The sequence below is a fragment of the Streptomyces cavernicola genome (assembly GCF_029968035.1).
In the GTDB taxonomy this organism is placed as follows: domain Bacteria; phylum Actinomycetota; class Actinomycetes; order Streptomycetales; family Streptomycetaceae; genus Streptomyces; species Streptomyces cavernicola.
In genome coordinates this window covers 20,867-39,072 of sequence record NZ_JASCIQ010000004.1, presented here as the reverse complement: position 1 = coordinate 39,072, position 18,206 = coordinate 20,867, and the positions used below count along the sequence as shown (strand labels likewise).

14 protein-coding genes are annotated in these 18,206 nt (G+C 71.6%); 6 read left to right on the top strand and 8 right to left on the bottom strand.

Annotated elements, in window-relative coordinates:
• Positions 1-238: 238 nt before the first annotated feature.
• Together QIS96_RS05080 and QIS96_RS05075 are read right to left on the bottom strand one after the other, a co-directional pair.
• The gene (locus QIS96_RS05080; RefSeq protein ID WP_282541151.1) at positions 239-1,660 is read right to left on the bottom strand and encodes an MFS transporter; all 1,422 of its coding nucleotides are present in this window, start codon (positions 1,658-1,660) and stop codon (positions 239-241) included.
• A 72-nt stretch (positions 1,661-1,732) separates the two neighbouring features.
• Positions 1,733-2,923 carry a M20 metallopeptidase family protein gene (locus QIS96_RS05075; RefSeq protein WP_282541150.1) on the bottom strand — a complete coding sequence of 397 codons (1,191 nt, stop codon included), beginning with the start codon at positions 2,921-2,923 and terminating at the stop codon, positions 1,733-1,735.
• A 119-nt stretch (positions 2,924-3,042) separates the two neighbouring features.
• On the opposite strand from QIS96_RS05075, the gene QIS96_RS05070 reads away from it, so the two are divergent.
• Positions 3,043-4,092, top strand: a complete 1,050-nt coding sequence (locus QIS96_RS05070; protein WP_282541149.1) for an Lrp/AsnC family transcriptional regulator — start codon at positions 3,043-3,045, stop codon at positions 4,090-4,092.
• A gap of 34 nt (positions 4,093-4,126) precedes the next feature.
• On the opposite strand, the gene QIS96_RS05065 is transcribed toward QIS96_RS05070, so the two are convergent.
• The gene (locus QIS96_RS05065) at positions 4,127-5,155 is read right to left on the bottom strand and encodes an Lrp/AsnC family transcriptional regulator (protein WP_282541148.1); all 1,029 of its coding nucleotides are present in this window, start codon (positions 5,153-5,155) and stop codon (positions 4,127-4,129) included.
• Positions 5,156-5,294: 139 nt separating this feature from the next.
• Here QIS96_RS05065 and QIS96_RS05060 point away from each other — a divergent pair, with 139 nt between their 5' ends.
• The 4 genes from QIS96_RS05060 to QIS96_RS05045 all read left to right on the top strand — a co-directional run bounded on the left by QIS96_RS05060 (position 5,295) and on the right by QIS96_RS05045 (position 10,410).
• Positions 5,295-6,788, top strand: a complete 1,494-nt coding sequence (locus QIS96_RS05060) for an amino acid permease (protein WP_282541147.1) — start codon at positions 5,295-5,297, stop codon at positions 6,786-6,788.
• A 57-nt stretch (positions 6,789-6,845) separates the two neighbouring features.
• Entirely contained in the window at positions 6,846-8,519 is a 1,674-nt protein-coding gene (locus tag QIS96_RS05055) for an amidohydrolase (RefSeq protein WP_282541146.1), read from the top strand.
• 395 nt (positions 8,520-8,914) lie between these two features.
• Entirely contained in the window at positions 8,915-9,649 is a 735-nt protein-coding gene (locus QIS96_RS05050) for a dienelactone hydrolase family protein (protein WP_282541145.1), read from the top strand.
• 308 nt (positions 9,650-9,957) lie between these two features.
• The gene (locus tag QIS96_RS05045) at positions 9,958-10,410 is read left to right on the top strand and encodes a VOC family protein (RefSeq protein ID WP_282541144.1); all 453 of its coding nucleotides are present in this window, start codon (positions 9,958-9,960) and stop codon (positions 10,408-10,410) included.
• 44 nt (positions 10,411-10,454) lie between these two features.
• On the opposite strand, the gene QIS96_RS05040 is transcribed toward QIS96_RS05045, so the two are convergent.
• From QIS96_RS05040 to QIS96_RS05020, 5 genes are all read right to left on the bottom strand, one after another.
• Positions 10,455-10,793, bottom strand: coding sequence for a low temperature requirement protein A (locus QIS96_RS05040; protein ID WP_282541143.1), 339 nt, complete (start codon positions 10,791-10,793; stop codon positions 10,455-10,457).
• Positions 10,794-11,067: 274 nt separating this feature from the next.
• Entirely contained in the window at positions 11,068-11,364 is a 297-nt protein-coding gene (locus QIS96_RS05035) for a hypothetical protein (RefSeq protein ID WP_282541142.1), read from the bottom strand.
• A gap of 512 nt (positions 11,365-11,876) precedes the next feature.
• The gene (locus tag QIS96_RS05030) at positions 11,877-13,436 is read right to left on the bottom strand and encodes an MFS transporter (RefSeq protein ID WP_282541141.1); all 1,560 of its coding nucleotides are present in this window, start codon (positions 13,434-13,436) and stop codon (positions 11,877-11,879) included.
• Positions 13,433-14,023 (bottom strand): NAD(P)H oxidoreductase, encoded by a 591-nt coding sequence (locus tag QIS96_RS05025; RefSeq protein WP_282541140.1) that lies wholly within the window; start codon positions 14,021-14,023, stop codon positions 13,433-13,435. The genes QIS96_RS05030 and QIS96_RS05025 overlap by 4 nt, the downstream gene beginning before the upstream one ends.
• Before the next feature lie 74 nt (positions 14,024-14,097).
• Positions 14,098-14,847, bottom strand: coding sequence for an SDR family oxidoreductase (locus tag QIS96_RS05020; protein WP_282541139.1), 750 nt, complete (start codon positions 14,845-14,847; stop codon positions 14,098-14,100).
• 129 nt (positions 14,848-14,976) lie between these two features.
• Here QIS96_RS05020 and QIS96_RS05015 point away from each other — a divergent pair, with 129 nt between their 5' ends.
• On the top strand, positions 14,977-18,141 hold the full coding sequence (locus QIS96_RS05015) for a BTAD domain-containing putative transcriptional regulator (RefSeq protein ID WP_282541138.1): 3,165 nt from the start codon (positions 14,977-14,979) through the stop codon (positions 18,139-18,141).
• Positions 18,142-18,206: the final 65 nt, after the last annotated feature.

The window sequence follows — 18,206 nt, the reverse complement described above, 5'->3', positions numbered from 1 at the left end:
CATGGGCTTGAGGCTCGCCGGGGCGTGATCCAGCACTGACGTTACCGCCCAGGAGGAGCGTGTCGGACGGGTTGTGGCTGCTGACCGAGCGTCGGTTGGGGACGACGATCGAGGTGCCGGAGCTCTTGCCGGAGGCGTTGTACCAGGCCGGTGCTGTGACGACGCGGTGTATCGGGGACGACCCAGGGGTGGGCGGAAAACGGCCGTGGCCCGGGGCGCTGTCCCCGTCCCGCCCCGGTCAAGCCGTCCGTTCCGCCCCGTCGACCAGCGTGCTCTTCGCCGCCGTGCCGTCGCCGACGGAGCCCTCCGCGTCGTCGCTCGGGAGCACTCGCCCCCGTGTACCCGTCTCACGGAACAGCAACGCCGCAAGCAGGGACACGACGGCCGTTCCCGTCAGGTAGTACGCCGGGGACAGTTCGCTGCCGGTGTACTCCACCAGCGCGGCCAGGATCAGCGGGCTGAAGCCGCCGAAGACCGAGACGCCGATGCTGTACGCGAGAGACAGGGCGCTGTAGCGGACGCCCGCGGGGAACGCCTCCGCCATCGCAGTGGCCAGGCATCCCGTCATGGGCGACACCGCGAACACGAGCAGCAGATAGCCGGCCACCGTGGTGGCGAACTCGCCCTGCAACAGCAGCTGGTAGACCGGTACGGCCGATACGGCGAGCAGGGCGGCGGAACCCACCAGGAACGGTTTGCGGCGGCCGACGCGGTCGGACCAGAGCGCCCACAGCGGAATGAGCACGATCTTCACGGCGATGGCGATCATCATCGCCGTGAACATCTCCGACTGCTCGATGCCCACCTGGCCGACCAGGAAGGCGGGCCAGAACGCCTCCATCATGTAGATCGCGGTGGTGCCCACCACGAGCAGTCCGACGATCCGGAGCACGCTCGTCCAGTGCTCCCGCACCACAGCCACGAGCGGTGCCTTGTCCGGCGTCCGGACCTGCCCCTCCTTGCGGCGGGCTTCCTCCCGCCGGAACTCGGGCGTCTCGTCCATCTTCAGCCGCAGGTAGAGACCGATCAGGCCCAGCGGCAACGTCAGCAGGAACGGGACCCGCCAGCCCCACGCCTCCAGGTCGCCCCCGGAGAGCGTCGAGCTGAGGACCGCGCCGACCAGGGCCGCCACGAAACCGGCGAGGAACTGGGTGAAGAACTGCCAACTCCCGTAGAAAGCACGGCGGTTGGCAGGCGCGTACTCGACCATGTAGGCCGTCGCACCGCCGAACTCGCCGCCCGCGGAGAAGCCCTGGACCACCCGGGTCACCACAAGAAGGACCGGTGCGAGCATCCCGACCTGTGCGTGGGTGGGGAGCAGTCCGATCGCGAAGGTCGAGACCGACATGCCGAGGATGGCCAGGGACAGGGTGACGCGGCGCCCCATCCGGTCTCCGTAGTGGCCGAAGACCAGAGCGCCGAGCGGCCGCAGGACGAAGGAGACACCGAAGGCCGCGAAAGTGGCGATCAGCGACGGTGCGCCCGCCGCGGCGGGGAAGAAGTTCATCGCGATCGCCGACGCGAAAAACCCGTAGAGCGCGAATTCGAACCATTCGACGAAGTTGCCGATCGCCGCTGCGACGACCGCCTTGCGCCGGACTTTGGCAGGCACCTCCTCGGCCGTCGCCGGTCTGCTCACCGCGTCGTTCGAGCTGCTCATGCTGGGGTTGTCCTTCCTGGACGGAACGGGACCGGGTGGGAACGGGACGGGGTCGGGACGGGAACCGCCGGATCACCGGTGAGCGCGGGACAGGGCCAACTCGGCGTAGAGAGCCGCGCCGTCGGCCAGGACCGCGTCGTCGTACCGGGCGAGCGGCGAGTGGTTGTACGGCGCCCGCTCCGGATCGAGATCCGTCGGCACCGCGCCGAGCCCCACGAAGCTGCCGGGCACGGCCTCCAGTACGCGGGAGAAGTCCTCCGAGCCCGTCAGGGGATGCTCGAGCGTGTGGTGCCGCTCCTCGCCGAAGACCTCGCGGACCGTGTCGGCCACGAAGGCCGTCTCGTCCGAGTCCGTGCGAGTCGGCGGGTAGCCCGGCAGATGCTCGACCACGACCTCGACGCCATGCGCGCGGGCGATGCCTTGCAGCGTCTCGGAGGCCAGCCGGACCGCCTGTTCACGAGCACCCGGCGAGAACGAGCGCACCGTGGCCTGGAAGACGGCGCGATCCGGGATGACGTTGCCGACGGTCCCGGCATGCAGCGAGCCCACGGTGATCACGACCGGGTCGAACACGTCGAACCTCCGCGTCACCATCGTCTGCAGCGTGGTGACCATCTCGGCCACGGCGGCGACCGGGTCCCTGGCGAACTGCGGCGCGGATCCGTGCCCGCCCTCGCCGTGCACGGTGACGCGCAGCTCGTCGGCCGCGGCGAGCATCGTTCCCGGCCTGGTCGCGAAATGCCCCTGCGGCAGCTTGGACGCGAACACGTGCATCCCGTACGCCACGTCCACGCCGCGCCCCGCAGCGCCGAGGACGCCCTCGTCCAGCATGACCTGCGCGCCGTCGAAGCCCTCCTCGCCGGGCTGGAACATGAACACGACGTCGCCCGGCAGCCGGTCGCGGTGGTGGGCCAGCAGGCGGGCGGCACCGACCAGCATGGTGGTGTGCAGGTCGTGCCCGCAGGCGTGCATCGTGCCGTCGACGCGGGACGCGTAAGGGAGTTGGCTGCGCTCCTGCACCGGCAGGGCGTCCATGTCGCCGCGCAGCAGTACGACGGGTCCTTCGCCGGTGCCCCGCAGCACTCCGGTCACCGACGTCGTACGCGTACCGGTGGTGATGTCCAGGGGCAGAACGGACAGGGCGCTCAGCACCTTTTCCTGGGTGCGCGGCAGGTCGAGACCGATCTCCGGTTCCGCGTGCAGGGCGTGCCGCAGCGCCGCCAGTTCGCCCTGCAGTTCGCGGGCGTCCTCGTGCACCGTCATCGGGCACCTCCTCGTGTTCGGGGGTCGTGGTGCGGTTGACAGGAAGTGTGCGTTCGTGATGTCTCTTGCGGCTCAGAAGGCGAATAACGTGCAGCGCCCGGACCTCCTGGAGGTGAATCGTGCATTCCGTGTTGGCCGAGCAGGACCTGGCCCTGCTGCACGCACTGCAGATCGCACCCCGAGTGAGCTGGACCGACGCGGCGCGTGTGCTGGGTTCCACGTCCACGACGCTGGCGACCCGCTGGAACCGGCTGCGGTCCACGGGCAGGGCCTGGGTGACGGTCCACCCCGCCCGCGATCTGCGGAACGCCGCCGTGGCGTTCGTCGACGTCGAGGTGGTGCCGGCGGAGCGGGACGAGGTGATCCAGCAGCTCTGCCGGGACCCCCGCGCGGTCACGGTGGAGGAGGCGGCGAGCGGCCGCGATCTGATGGTGACCGTGGTGGTCCCGGACCAGGAGTCACTGACCCGCTTCGTCCTCGACGACCTGCCCCGCGCCCCCGGCGTTCGGAGCATCCGTTCGCGCGTCGCCACCGAGATGCACCGGGAGGGCGCCGACTGGCGACTCGACGCACTCGACCGTGATCAGCAGGCCGCGTTCCAGGCCCTCGTCCCGCGTGCCGAGGCCGCCCGCATGACGGAGATCCCCGCGTCCTACGGGCCGCTCGTGCAGGCCCTGACGTACGACGGGCGGCGCAGCGCCGCGGAGATCGCCGCGCTCGTCGGACGCAACCCCGCCACCGTGCGGCGCCAGATCTCCCGCCTGGCCAACTCCGGGCTGCTGTCCTTCCGTTGTGAGATCACGCAGTTGAGATCACGGTGGCCGGTGGTGTGCACCTGGTTCGCCCAGGTGTCGGCGCAGCAGTTGGAGCGGACGGTGCGTTCCCTTCGTACGCTCCCCGACCTGCGGTTGTGTGCGTCGACGGCCGGCGAGACGAACTTGATGTTCACGCTATGGCTGTCTGCGCCGCAGGAAGTGCCGCGCGTGGAGAGGACGCTGGCCGAACGGCTGCCGCAGCTGAGCCTCGTGGAGAGCGTCCTCATGCTGCGCGCCCCCAAGCGGATGGGGTGGCTCATCGACGCCGAGGGGCGCAGCACGGGAGAGGTGGTGCCCAGTCCTGCGCGGACGGGAGGTACGCCGCAGCCGGCTGACGGGACGGCCTCCGGCTGACGGAACGCCCGCACCCGCCGGCAGCCCAGGCCGCTCACGGCAGAAAGTCGTGCCGGATGTCCCAGAACGGATCGGACACCGGGTCCGACAGCCGGTCCCCGGCGGCGAGCAACCGCATGTGGAGCTTGACCGCCCGGACGGACAGCTGCGCCTCAAGCAGCCGCAGCGAGGGGCAGAGTGTGCTCAACTCGGCCTGGATGCCGGGTAGTTGCGAGCGAGTCATGAGGTTGACCGTCACCAGGACGTTCGCCCGCCCCGTCGTCACGGTGAGCGAACCGACCCAGGGCCGGCCCGAGACCGTACGCAGCAGCGCGTCCACATCCTGCGGGGCCACTGTGCACCACAGCAGCGCCCGCAGGGGCGAGGACCACGCCCTGTCGGGGACGAGGGTGATGATGTCGAGCCAGCCGTCGTTCCGGAGCCGTGCGACCCGCCGCGACACCGAGCTCGCCTCCCGTCCGAGACGGGCCGCGAGTTCACTGATCTCCGTCCGCCCGTCCTCGAGCAGCAGCCGGATCAGCTCGAAATCCTCGGCGCTCAGCCGGACCGGCTGCGTCGACTGCCCCTCGCCGACGGTCTGTTGGCCACGCAGTCTGCCGATCTGCTGCGGGGACAGGGCGTCGAGGCGAGCCGCACGCCCGACGTCCCCGGCGAGCAGCACCGTGTTGATCTCCGCCTCCCGGACGTCGGGGAGTTCGGCCACGCGCTGCTGAGCGGTCTCCACCAGGCGGGTGTGGTCCGAGCCGACGAGGAGGGCGTAGATCTGCGTCGAGCCGTCGGTGAGGCGGATGGTGGAGGCCTGCGGCCAGCGGGCCAGCTCCTCGGCGACGGGGGCGACCCGGCCGGGCCCGGTGCGTAGCCGCAGGTGCGCGAAGAGCTGACGTTCGAGGAGCCGCGGCCCCGAGGTCGCCATCACGCGCAGCAGACCGACGTCACGCAGCCGCGCGTACCGCCTGACCAGGGTGCGGGCGTCAGTGCCGAGCACGGATGCCAGCACGGCCCAGGAGGCCCTCGGCGCCTCCTGCAAGGCGTGCACAAGGACAAGATCCTTCTCATCCAGCATGCACGGACAGTACATCTGGTCCTCATCCGCTGCATGCATGGGGCATTCGAGCGGTGGTCACCGACCTGCACCATACGGTTCCTGCCATCCCCCCCACCCAACCGTCCCCAGCTGTCGACCCCTCCTGGAGTGGCACGTCATGAGCAGCAAGCGAACTGCCCTCGGCCACGGCCCCCCGCAAGCCGACGGCCTCGCCCCCGCCGAGGCTCTTTCCGAGTACGCAGAACCAGGGGACGACGGATTCCGGCAGACCCTGTCGAACCTGCAGATCCAGATGATCGCCATCGGCGGCGCGGTGGGCGTGGGGCTCTTCCTGGGCCTCGGCGAGCGGCTCCGCACGGCCGGCCCCGGCCTCGTCTTCTCCTACCTCGTCGTCAGCGTCGTCGTGTACCTGCTGATGCGGGCGCTCGGCGAGCTCGTCGTGTACCGGCCGACGACCGGCGCCTTCGTCTCGTACGCCCGCGAATTCGTCGGCCCGCGCTTCGCGCACCTCACCGGCTGGATCTACGTGACTCTCGGCTCGCTGGCCGCCGTGGCGGAGACCGCCGCGGTCGCCGTGTACGCCGGGTACTGGTTCCCCGACCTGCCGGGGTGGGTGCCCTCCGTGCTCGCGCTGTGCCTGATCGCCGGGTCCAACCTGCTGACCGCCCGCGCCTTCGGCTTCATCGAGGTCGCCGCGAGCTCTGTCAAGATCGCGGCCATCGTGCTCTTCCTCGCCGCAGGTGTGCTCGTCATCGCGTTCGGTGACGCCGCCGGAGTGCGCAACGAGGCGTCCGTGACCCACCTTTGGGCGGACGGAGGCCTGTTCCCCAACGGCGTGTGGCCCGCGGTCATCGTCATGCAGGCCGTGGTGTTCTCGTACTCCGCCATCGAGATCGCCGGAATCTCCGCCGGCGAGGCCAAGGACCCCGGCGGCGCGATGCCCAAGGCCATCAGGAGCGTCGTCCTGCGGATCGGGGTCTTCTACCTCGGCTCGATCGTCGTGCTCTCCATGCTGCTCCCCACCCGGCGGTACAGCGGCGCCGAGTCTCCCTTCGTGACCGCCCTCGGCAGCCTGGGCATCCCGTACCTCGGCGGGATCATGAACTTCGTGGTGCTCACCGCCGCGATCTCCGGCGTCAACGCGACCCTGTACGCCAGCGTCCGCATGCTGCGCAACCTCGCGGCCAACGGCACCGCACCGCGTGCCGCCGCGCGCATGACGAAGAACGGGGTGCCCGTCGGCGCGCTCCTGGGGATCGGCACGTTCTGCCTCGCCGGACTGCTGCTGATCTTCTTCGCCGGTGCGGGGAACGCCTTCGAGATCACGCTGCACGCCTGCGCGGTGTGCATCCTCTTCGGCTGGGTCGCCATCTTCGTGTCCCACCTCGGCTTCCGCCGCGAGGTCGCCGCCGGACGCATCGCCCCCGTGGCGTTCCGGATGCCGGGCGCGCCCTGGACGGACTGGCTCTGCCTGGCCGCCCTTGCCGCGGTGTTCGCCGCGATGGTCTTCGACTTCTCCCAACCCACCTGGTACTACAGCCTGTTCGCCGCGGTCGCCCTCCTCGTCGTGCACAACCTGACGTACGAGATCGCCACGCGCCGCCGCACCCCGCACGACAGCGCCGACGGTGCGCCCGCCGAACCTCGCTGAGCCCCCGTCCTCCTTCCCCCTCCCTCCCACCCCGCCACCAGAAAGGGCGATGTCCACATGCGACTCGACGCGCTGTTCACCGGCGGCCGCTTCACGACCATGGACCCCGACCGGCCCACGGCACACTCCCTGGGTGTCGTCGCGGGCGTCATCGTCGGCTTCGACGAGGAGTTGGCCGGCTGCCGGGCCGACCGTGTCCACGACCTGGCCGGAGCCCCGGTCGTTCCCGGGTTCCACGACGCCCACCACCATCTCGGACCCCGCGGTCTGGAGATGCGGATGTGCGACGTCTCGCCCGCCGCGGTCCGTGACCTGGACGGCCTGTACGCCGCCGTCGCCCGGCACGCCGACCGACTCGCCCCCGACGCCTGGGTACTTGCCGTCAACTACGACGACGACAAGCTCGGCGGCCCGATCACCCGCGAAGGCCTGGACAAGGCCGCGGGCGGCCGCCCGGCCTGGGTGTTGCACTGCTCCCACCACTCCGGCGTCGTGAACACCGAGGCCATCCGGCGCATGGGGTACGAGAACCCGGCCGACCTGCCGGACGGCGAGGGCTGCTGGGTGGAGCGGCGGCCGGACGGCGAACCCACGGGCGTCATCGCCGAACGCAGCCTGGACCTGGTGCACCGGCTGATCCGCCCGGCGCCCTTCGACGCGTTCCTGGACGCACTCGAACTCGGCGGGCGCGCCGCACTGGCCGACGGCCTCACCAGCGTCACCGAGCCCGGCATCGCCGGCAGCCTCACCGGCAACGGCCCCCAGGACCTCGCCGCCTACCTGACCGCCGTCGACCAGGACCGCATGGGCGTGCGGATGACCGTCATGCCCGAGGCGAGCGTCCTGCACCCGCTGGGCGACCCGGCGAGCGGTGAGAGCCACCAACTCCTGCCGCAACAGGGCCCGTTCGGGCTCGACCTGGGCCTGCGTACCGGACTCGGCGACGACCGGCTCCGCATCGGCGGCGTGAAGATCTTCAGCGACGGCGCGCTCACGGCCCGTACCGCCGCGATGTGCGAGCACTACGTCGACGAGCCCGGACAGCGCGGACTGCTGCACGAGGACGCCGAGAACCTGCGCCAGCGCATTCTGCAGGCACACCTGGCCGGCTGGCAGGTCGCCACCCACGCCATCGGGGACCGCGCGGTGCAGACGGTGCTCGACGCGTACGAGCACGCCCAGTCGGTGCTGCCCAGGCCCGACGTCCGACACCGCATCGAGCACTTCGGCGTCGCCGACCACCGGCAGGTCGAGCAGGTACTACGGCTCGGCGTGGTGCCCGTACCGCAGGGGCGGTTCCTCTCCGAACTCGGCGACGTGTACGTGCGCAACATCGGCCCCGAACGCGGCCGCAACCTCTACCGGCAGCGCAGCCTCCTGGACGCCGGGATCGAGGTGCCCGGCAGTTCCGACTGCCCCGTCGTCTCCGGCTCCCCCCTCCTCGGCATCCAGGCCCTCGTCTCGCGTGTGCTGCCCGACGGCAGCGTGCTGAGCCCCGCCGAGTGCCTGACCCCGTACCAGGCACTGCGCGCCTACACCCACGGTTCCGCGTACGCCGACCACCAGGAGCACCGCAAGGGCAGCCTCAGCCGGGGCAAGCTCGCCGACTTCACCGTGCTCTCCGACGACCTGCTGGCCGTCGCACCGCAGCGGATCGGTGAACTGGTCGTCCTGGCCACGGTCGTCGGCGGAGTCGTCCGCCACGGCACCGACGTGCTGCCGCCCGCCTGACCGGTCCGCCCCACGCGTCACCCGTGCGTCCTCCTCGGACGCCGGCGCCGGCTGCGGCCGTCACGCCCTGGCTCTGTTCACGAGAACCGACAGCACATGTACACGAGTTCGGGAGGCATCGGCGGTGCGTCGTGTTCGGTGATCACGAGAAACGACAGCGCCGGTGCACCCCACTTCCCGAGCGGCGGCTCTGCGGCGGCGCAACGGAGACTCCGCAAAAACCCGTTGGCGGACGAGGGCGACCACCGCTACATTTCCGGAGGCCGTGCGAGAGATCGAGGAGGTGGTACCCGTGAACGCAGTATCGACATGGGTGCTCCCCTCCGGGGTCACGGTCGGGCGATAGACAGGTCGTCCGGGAGCGCCGTTCCAGTGCACTCCCGAAAGGCACGACCATGCATTTCACTTCTGAGCAGCGCCTCGACGACGGCGTCCTCGAACGCGAATTCACCCTCGGTGAGATCCCCGGCATCCTGTGGACGCCCGGATCCGCATCCGTACCGGCGCCGCTGATCCTGCTCGGCCACCCTCCCCTCGGGCTGCGCAAGATGTACCCCCGACTGGTGGCCCGAGCCCGGCATTCCGCGGCGGAGGGCTTCGCCACGGCCACCATCGAGCTCCCCGGGAGCGGCGACCGGCCCCGCTGGCCCGCCGGCGAGCAGGCCCGCGCTGACTTGCGCCGGGCGATGGAGGCCGGCGCGCCGGTCAGCGACGAGATCGTCGACGCCCTCATCCTCCCGCTGGTCGACAAGGCGGTCCCGGAATGGCAGGCCGTCCTTGACGCCCTGCTGTCGCTGCCCGAGATCGGTGGTCCGGTCGGGTACTCGGGGGGAGTGATCTCCCTCGGCATCCGGCTGGCTGTGGTTGAACCGCGCATCTCGGCCGCTGTTCTGTTCGCCGGGAGTTTCGTGCCTCGCGCCATGTTCGAGGAGGCCCGGCAGGTCACCATTCCGCTGCACGTCCTGCTGCAGTGGGACGACGAAGGGAACGACCGGCAGGCGGCCCTGGACCTGTTCGACGCCTTCGGCTCCAAGGAGAAGTCGCTGCACGCCAACATGGGCGGACACACCGGCGTCCCGCAGTTCGCGGGGGACGCCGCGGCCCAGTTCCTCACCCTCCATCTGAAGTGAGGCCGGGCCGTCAGACCGGCAGCATGCGGTAGCTGATGTCAGATGGCATGCCGCTCATCGAGGACAGGTACCGGCCCTCCGCAGCTCTCTACACCGTGGGCCCCTGCTGAAGTCTCGGCAGGGGCCCGTTCTGCCTGAAGTCATGAACTGTTCGATTTCTGCAGAGCTTCGAGTGCCTCCCGAACTCGCGTACATGTGCTGTCGGTTCTCGTGAACAAAGCCACTCCGGGTGCACTATGGGTTGGAGCGACGCGTGAGGTTGGTCCTGGAGTTTTGAAGCAGTCGACACCAGTGAAGGGGACCCGCGAATGCAGCGAGGCGACCTGCCTGCCCCGGTCACCGGGGTGCTCCTCACCCACTTCTTGACCGTGCGGGACGTGCCCCGGTCGCGCGCCTTCTACGCGGATGTCCTGGGCGGCACCGTGGTGCTGGAAGAGAACCCGTGCATCATCAAGCTCGCCAATGGCTGGATCATCATGAACCCCGGCGGCGGCCCGACCCCCGACAAGCCCGATGTGACGCTGCAGCCGCCCGATGACCCCAACACCACGTCGAGTTTCCTCAACATCCGTGTGGCCGACATCGACGCCTGCTACCGGGAATGGAGCGCCAAGGGGGCGGAATTCCTGACCCCGCCCATCGACCGGAAAGCCGAGTTGCGCTGCTATCTCCGAGACCCCGACGGTTATCTCATCGAGGTCGGCCAGGCTACCGGCATGCTGGAAGGGGTGTTCGCCGACCCGCCCGCCGGAACGAGGTAATCGGGCGGCAGCGGACCCGCGCTCCCGCCCGCTACTTCTCCTCCTTACGGCAGGCCGAACCGCCTCTCGAACGCCACCAGGACGGCCAGCACCGCGCGCTGCACGTTGAAGACGTGCAGGACACACCACATGAACGCGACGTGCCCCAGCAAGTACCACGTGACGTCTCCGACCAGCGCGGTGAGCCCGACACCCTTCAGCGGGTCGGCGAGGCCGTGGTGCACAGGGGCGCTCACGTACTCCAGGACCTTCTTGAGTCCCAACGCGAGCAGCACCACGCCGGCGATCAGCGGCACGTGCAGATGTGCACGCTTCCACGCGTTCATCCACTGCTGGATTTCGGACTCGCGGGTAACGCCGTACGCCTTTACGAAGTGCAGCAACACAACGTCGGTGCACGCGCGCTTGCCGCTGAGGGCATCCCCGATGGTGGTACGCGGCAGGTAGCTCCCACCGCCACCGGGGACAGCAGCCCGGTCGCGAGATCACGCAGGGACGGCTGCCGTGCAGTGACCCGGAGGTCCCGCAGCGTCGTCGTGGGCGAGACCGAGGATGTGGCCTTTTGCGGTGACGTGGTGCCCGCCCGTTCCCTGCGGCGGGTGCACGACTATCGGAGCGCTCGTACCTCCACGGTGCGACGCTGGGCACGCCCGGCATCTAGTAGTCGTCGCCCGCCCCATCGCCGTCGAACAGCGGCGCCACACCGCCGCTGGGCGAACCGCCTGGCTCGCCTGCGGGCGCGATCCCCGAACTGCCGGGCGAGCCGTCGCCGTCGCCCATCGCCGCCAAGCTCGAACCGCCAGGCGAGCCGGCGGTGTCGCCCATCGGCGCCACACCGCCCGTGGGCGAGCCGTTGCTTTCGCCGGCCGCTGCGGTGGCGGTGCTGACGGCCGTGCCTCCTGTCGCGAGCAGTGCCACCGCGGTGGCACGCGCCACCGTCTTCTTGATCTTCACGCTCGTTCCCCCTTCGATCGTGGTCACTCGTCACGACTGTCAACCGCCCGAGTGAGGGACTCCAGGTGTTTCGGCAAGGTCCGAAACAGGGGGCCACGCTCCTTCGTCGCTCTCCGCCCGCGGCATACGCACGTCGCGGAGGCCGGCGAACGGGTAGCACAGGTCGCATGGCATGAGTCGCCGGTCGCGCCCCTGGGCCGCGGCCTCCTCGGCCGGAAGGCAGTCGCGCGTTCGGGTTTCGGCGGCAACCGCCACGGCGGAGTCGGACCCGCAGGTCGTCCGTCCACGTCTCCTCGACCGCGTACCGCCTCTCCCGACTCTCCCGAAACGCGACCTCGCGCCGAGGAGCCCACTCGGCGGCCTCCCCCTCAAGGGCTCGGATGGTCCGCTGCTCCTCTTGCAGTCGGTACGCGAGCCGCTCGGCGACGGCGCGATGCCGTTCGAGGCGCCCTCCAGAGTCAGATCGGGCATGTGTTCCGCTCGGACGGGGGCCTCCGGTCGTGGCAGCCCGCTCACGCCTGCCGTGCCAACTGCGCCTCCCCCTGCGGCGCTTCGGCACCCCGCGCCACCGGCTCCTCCGGCGCAGCCGCCGAGATCGGCGGTACCCGGCGCAGCAGGGTCAGCACCACGGCCACCGTCACCAGCGCGAAACCTGCGCTCACCGTCGCCGCGGTCTGCAGTCCTGAGGTGAACGCCTCCCGGGCCGCCGCAGCCAGATCCGCGCCGCCGGCCGGCAGGCGCTCGGCCGCCGCCAACGCCGCGCCCAGGGTGTCCTTCGCCTCCGGCGGGGCGTCGGCCGGGATGCCGCCGCGATAGACGGCGGTGGCCACGCTGCCGGTGATCGCGATGCCGAGGGCCAGACCCAGGTCGTACGCGGTCTGGCCGGTGGCCGCCGCGGCGCCCGCCTTTTCGTCGGGTGCGGCGCCCACCGCGAGGACGGTGCCCAGCACGCTGATCGGCGCCACCCCGAACATGATCACCGCGAGCGCCAGGGACGGGGCCACCACACCGGTGGTCGCGGTCATTGCCGTGTATCCGGCGAGTGACACGAACAGGCCGCCGGCGAGGACGTGCGCGGGGCGGATCCGCCGGGCCAGCGGAGGCGTCAGCTGCGAGCCGGCCACCAGGCCTGCCGCACCTGGCAGCAGCCACAGTCCGGCCGCAAGCGGCGAGAGACCGGTGACGGCCTGGAGGTACTGCGGGAGCAGATACTCGACACCGTTCAGGGCGATCATTCCGAGCAGCAGCGTGAGCAGTGCGCCGGTGAATGCCCGGTGGCGGAACAGCCGCAGGTCGAGCAGCGGGGCCGGCAGCCCGTGCTGGCGGCGGATGAAGGCGACCGCGAAGAGCGTGCCCGCGCCGAACGCCGCCGCTGCCTCCGCACCCGGGCCGTGCTCGGCGAGCGTCTTGATGCCGTAGACCAGGGGCAGCACGGCCAGCAGGAAGAGGGCCACGCTCGCCAGGTCAAGGCGACCGGCTGCCGGGTCGCGGTATTCGGGCAGCAGGAGCGGGGCGACCACGAGCACCGGCACCATGATCGGCAGGCTCATCAGGAACGTCGATCCCCACCACCAGCTGTCCAGCAGCATCCCGCCGGCGACCGGTCCGAGGGCGAGGCCGACGGACAGCGCGGTCACCCACATGGCGATGGCGGTGGCCCGCTGGCGGGGGTCGGCGAACATGTGGCTGATCAGCGCCAGCGTCGACGGCAGCACCGCCGCGCCGGCGATGCCGAGCACCGCGCGGGCGGCGATCAGCGTCTCCGCGTCGGGGGCGTACGCCGCGATCACCGAGGCCGCGGCGAAGCCGGCCGCGCCGGTGATGAGGAGCTTGCGGCGGCCGATGCGGTCGCCGAGCGTTCCCATGATCACGAGAGTGCCCGCGGTGAGGAAGCCGTAGATGTCGGTGATCCACAGCTGCTCGGCGCTGGACGGCCGCAGATCGGCGGTCAGATATGGCGTGGCCAGCCACAGCACGCCGAGGTCGGCGGTCATCAGCGCCACGGGGAGGAGGAGTACGGCCAGGCCCAGCCACTGGCGGGCGCCCGCGCGGTCAGGGGTGGGGGAGTTCATGACGAGATCGCCGCCTCTGCGGTGTCGAGGATCCGGTGGACGTGGTCGGGGCGGGCCGTTGCGGGAACGCCCGAGAGTTCGGTGCCGTACACGAGGTGCACCGCCGCGTCGTCGATGCCGCAGAACTCGGAGACGCCCACGCGCAGTTGCACGTCCATCGCGGCGGCAAGGCCGGCGTCCGCGTAGTCCTGCTCGCTCCCGCCGGCCAGGCCCAGCCACCGCATCCGCTTGCCCCGCAGGCACGGCTTGCTGCGGCCGTAGGCGAACCCGTAGTTCCAGACCCGGTCGATCCAGCCCTTGGCGATGGCCGGCAGGCCGAACCACCACACCGGGAAGACCACGATGATCTCGTCGGCCGCGGCGACGCGCTCCATGTGGGCGTGCACCTCGGGGGAGTAGCGCTTCTCCCGGTCCTCCCAGTCCGGCTCGTCGGGCTCACCCAGCCGCGGGTCGAAGCCCTCGGCGTACAGGTCGAGCATGTCCATGCTGTCGCCACGGTCCTTGACGGCCGCGTGCAGGCGGGCGGCAACCTGGGCGGTCAGCGAGTCGGTGCGGGGGTGGGCGACGACGAGGAGGGTGTGTGACATGGCTGTCCTTCTTCAGCAGGCGTGTCAGCAGACGTGGCGTGTCAGCAGACGTGGCGTGGCGGGAGGCGGGGCTGTCAGATGCCCAGGCCGGATCCGCCGCTGGCGTCGATGTTCTGGCCGGTGATCCAGCGGGCGTCGGGGGAGGCGAGGAAGGCGACGACGTCGGCGACATCGTCGGGCTGCCCGACGCGGTTGAAGACGGAGAAGGCGGCGGCGTGCGCCTTGGCGTCGGGGTCGGCCATCCAGGGGTGGATATCGGTCTCGATGGTGCCGGGGGAGACGGCGTTGACAGTGATGCCGCGCTCGCCCAGGGTCTGCGCGAGGGTCAGGGTGAGCACCTCCACCGCACCCTTGCTGGCGGCGTACGCGGTCATGCCGGGGAAGGCGACCTTGGTGACGCCGGAGGAGACGTTCACGATGCGGCCGCCGTCGCGCAGCCGGTCCAGGCCCTTCTGGATGACGAAGAAGGGCGCCTTGGCGTTGACCGCGAAGATCTTGTCGTAGGCGGCCTCGCTGACGTCGTGGATGGTGCCGGGCCCGGCGACACCCGCGTTGTTGACCAGGATGTCGAGCCCGTCGGCGTGCTCGTCGAAGGCCTCCCACAGCGCGTCGGCATCGCCGGGTACACCCAGCTCCGTACCGAAGTGGAAGGCGCTGCCGCCCGCGGCCTCGATGGCGGTGACCGTCTCCTTCGCCGCGGTCTCGTTGGCCGCGTAGTGCACGCCGACGCGGGCTCCGTCCGCGGCCAGCCGCAGGGCGATGGCCCGGCCGATGCCGCGGCTGCCGCCGGTGACCAGTGCCGTCTTTCCGATATTGCGTCCCATGATCTGCTCCTTGAGGTGTTGTGCGGTGCGCTGGTGAGAAGAACAGTGCCGCCCACCTGTTCGGGTCCGGCTCGGATGCGGTTACGGCCCGGTTCGGAGCTGTTCGGACGGCCCGTTACGGTGGGCCGCATGCAATTCGGGGTGCTGGGGGAGATGGCTGTCCGGACCGATGACGGGCGTCCCGTCCGGGTCCCGGAGCTCAAGGTCCGAACCCTGCTCGCCTCCCTGCTCGTGGATCCGGGTCGGCCCGTCGCCGCGCACCGGCTGATCGACGATCTGTGGGGCGAACAGCCGCCGGGCAACCCGGCGCGGGCGCTGCAGGCGAAGGTCTCCCAGCTGCGCCGCGTGCTGGACGAGGCCGAGCCGGGCGGGCGCGGCCTCGTCGTCTCCCGTGCACCCGGCTACCAGCTGTCCGTGCCCGAGGGGGCGCTGGACTCCCATCGCTTCGCCACCCTCGCCGCGCAGGCCAGGGACGCATCCGATGCGCGGGTACGTGCCGGGCTGCTGGGTGACGCCCTGGCACTGTGGCGGGGACCTGCGTTCGCCGACTTCGACGGCCACGCCTTCACCCGGGCGGCGATCGACCGGCTGGAGGAGGACCGGCTCGTCGTACTGGAGGAGCAGGCCGAGGCGCGGCTGGAGGCGGGCCAGCACGCGCAGCTGACCGGCGAGCTGGCCGGTCTGGTGGACCGGTATCCGCTGCGGGAGCGGCTGCGCGCGGTACAGCTGCGGGCGCTGTACCGGTCCGGGCGGCAGAGCGAGGCGCTCGCCGGCTACGCGGACCTGCGCGCCCGGCTCGCCGACGAGCTGGGCATCGACCCGAGCCCGGAACTGACCGAGCTGCACGGGGCGCTGTTACGGCAGGAGCCGGTCGCCCCCGCCGCCCCGGCCAGGGCGCGCGGCAACATCCTCGCCCCGCTCAGCGGCCTCATCGCCCGCGACGAGGCCGTCGCCGAGGTGGCCGAGGTCATCGCCGGGCGGCGGCTGGTCACCCTCACCGGCCCCGGCGGCGTCGGCAAAACCCGGCTCGCGCTGGCCGTCGCCCAACGGCTGGAAGGCAGCTACCCGGACGGCGAGTGGCTGGTCGAACTCGTCGGCGCGGGCGCCGGAACCGACCTGGCCGAGGTCATCGCCGCCACGATGGGGCTGCGCGACGACGGAGCCTGGGGCGTACGGCCGGAGGGCGGCGCAGCCCCCGACGCCGCGGGCCGGCTCGCCGAAGTGCTGAGCGGCAAGCGGATGCTGCTGGTGCTCGACAACTGCGAGCACGTCGTGGACCAGGCCGCGACGCTGGTCGAGCTGCTGCTGCGCACCGCACCGGGGCTGGTGGTGATGACCACGAGCCAGGAGCCACTCGCGCTGGCCGGCGAGATCCTGTGGGCGGTGCCGCCGCTGACACCCGAAGGCGCCGTCGAGCTGTTCGCGGCCCGGAGCGCGGCCGCGGCGCCCGGCTTCGTACTCGACGACAGCAACCGGGATGCGGTGGCGGCCATCTGCCGGCGTCTTGACGGGATCCCGCTCGCGCTGGAGCTGGCCGCCACCCGGGTGCGGGTGCTGGGCGTGGAGCAGCTCCTGGAGCGCCTGGACGACCGGTTCCGGCTGTTGCGCGCCGGGCCCCGCGGCGCCCCTGCCAGACAGCAGACACTGCGGGCGATGATCGACTGGAGCTGGGACCTGCTGAACGGGCCGGAGCGCACGGTGCTGCGCCGGCTCGCCGTGCACGCCGAGGGCTGCACGCTGCGGGCTGCCGAAGCGGTGTGCGGCGGTGCCGGTGTGGACGGCGACGACGTACTCGATGTGCTGGCCCGGCTGGTGGACCGCTCGCTGGTGGTCGTGGCGGGCGAGCGCTACCGGCTGCTGGAGTCGGTCGCGGCGTACTGCGTCGAGCGGATGGCCGAGGCCGGCGAGCTCACGGCCGTACGCGAGCGCCACCTGGCGTACTACACCGGCCTGGCCGAGTCCGCCGAGCCGCGGCTGCGCGCCCCCGGCCAGCGCGAATGGCTGGCCGTGCTGGACGCGGAGAACGCCAATCTGCGCCGGGCGCTCGACACGGCGACCGAGAACGGCGACGCGGCGTTCGCGCTCCGCCTCGTCGACGCCCTCGCCTGGTACTGGATCATGCGCGGCCGGCTCGCCGAGGCCCGCCGCTCGGTGGCCGCCGCGCTCGATCCGACGGGCGGCGACACAGCGCTGCGTGCACGGGCGCGCGTCTGGCTCGTCGGCCTGGCCATCCTCGCAGGCGACGGCGAGGACCGGACCGCACGCAGCGAGGCGGCGCTGAAGGAATACGGGGCAGTGGCCGACGCGGCAGGACTGGCATGGGCGCGCTGGTTCCTGGCGCACGCGCTGCCCGGCACCGGCGACTACTCCGAGGGTGAGGCGCTCACCGAGCAGGCGCTGGCCGATGCCGTTGCGCTCGGCGACCAGTGGGGCGAGGCAGCGGCGCTTTCCGACCGGTCGATGCAGCGGCTGCTGAACGGCGACCTCACGGGCACCGAGCGGGACGCGGCCCGGAGCCTGCGCCTGTTCGACGCGGTAGGCGACGCCTGCGGGCGGCTGTGGCTGGTGTATCCGCAGGCGCGGCTGGCCGAGATCCACGGCGATTACGCGCGGGCGACCGGGCTGCACCGGGACGCGCTGGCGACGGCACGGGAGTTCGGCATCACCACCCAGGCCGCCGACCTGCTCTCAGGGCTCGGCCGGATCGCGCTGCTGACCGGCGACTTCGGCGCCGCCCGGGACCACCACGAGCAATCCCGGCGCTCCGCCGCGGAACTCGGATTCCGCGCCGGCGAGCTCAACGCCCGGCTCGGGCTGGGGCTCGGAGCCCGCCGCGAGGGCCTCCTCGACGAGGCGGAGACACACCTGCGGGCGGTGCTGGCGTGGCACCGAGAAGTCGGCCTGGACGGCGCCAACGCGCTGCCACTGGCCGAGCTCGGCTTCATCGCCGAACTCCGCGGCGACGCCGCCGGAGCATGGACGCTCCACCAGCAGGGATACACGGCAGCCCGCGGCACCGGCGACCCGCGCGCGGTCGCCCTCGCCCTGGAGGGCCTGGCCGCCGCGTCGGCGCTGGCCGGGCAGGCGGAGCCGGCGGCCTTGCTGCTGGGCGCGGCCGCCGCCGCCCGCGCCGCCACCGGCGCCCCGCTGCCCCCGGCGGAGCGCGGCGATGTGGACCGCACGACCGACCGGGCGCGGGAGGCGCTGGGCGAGTCGGCCTTCACAGCTGCATACCGGCGCGGCGAGGCCGCGGGCCCCGCCTCGGCGGCGGTGGCGGCGGCCGTGGCCCGGTAGCCGGGCCCGCGGTCGCCGTTCGCAGTGCGATGCACACTCCGGACGACCCGTGTGTGCGACATTCC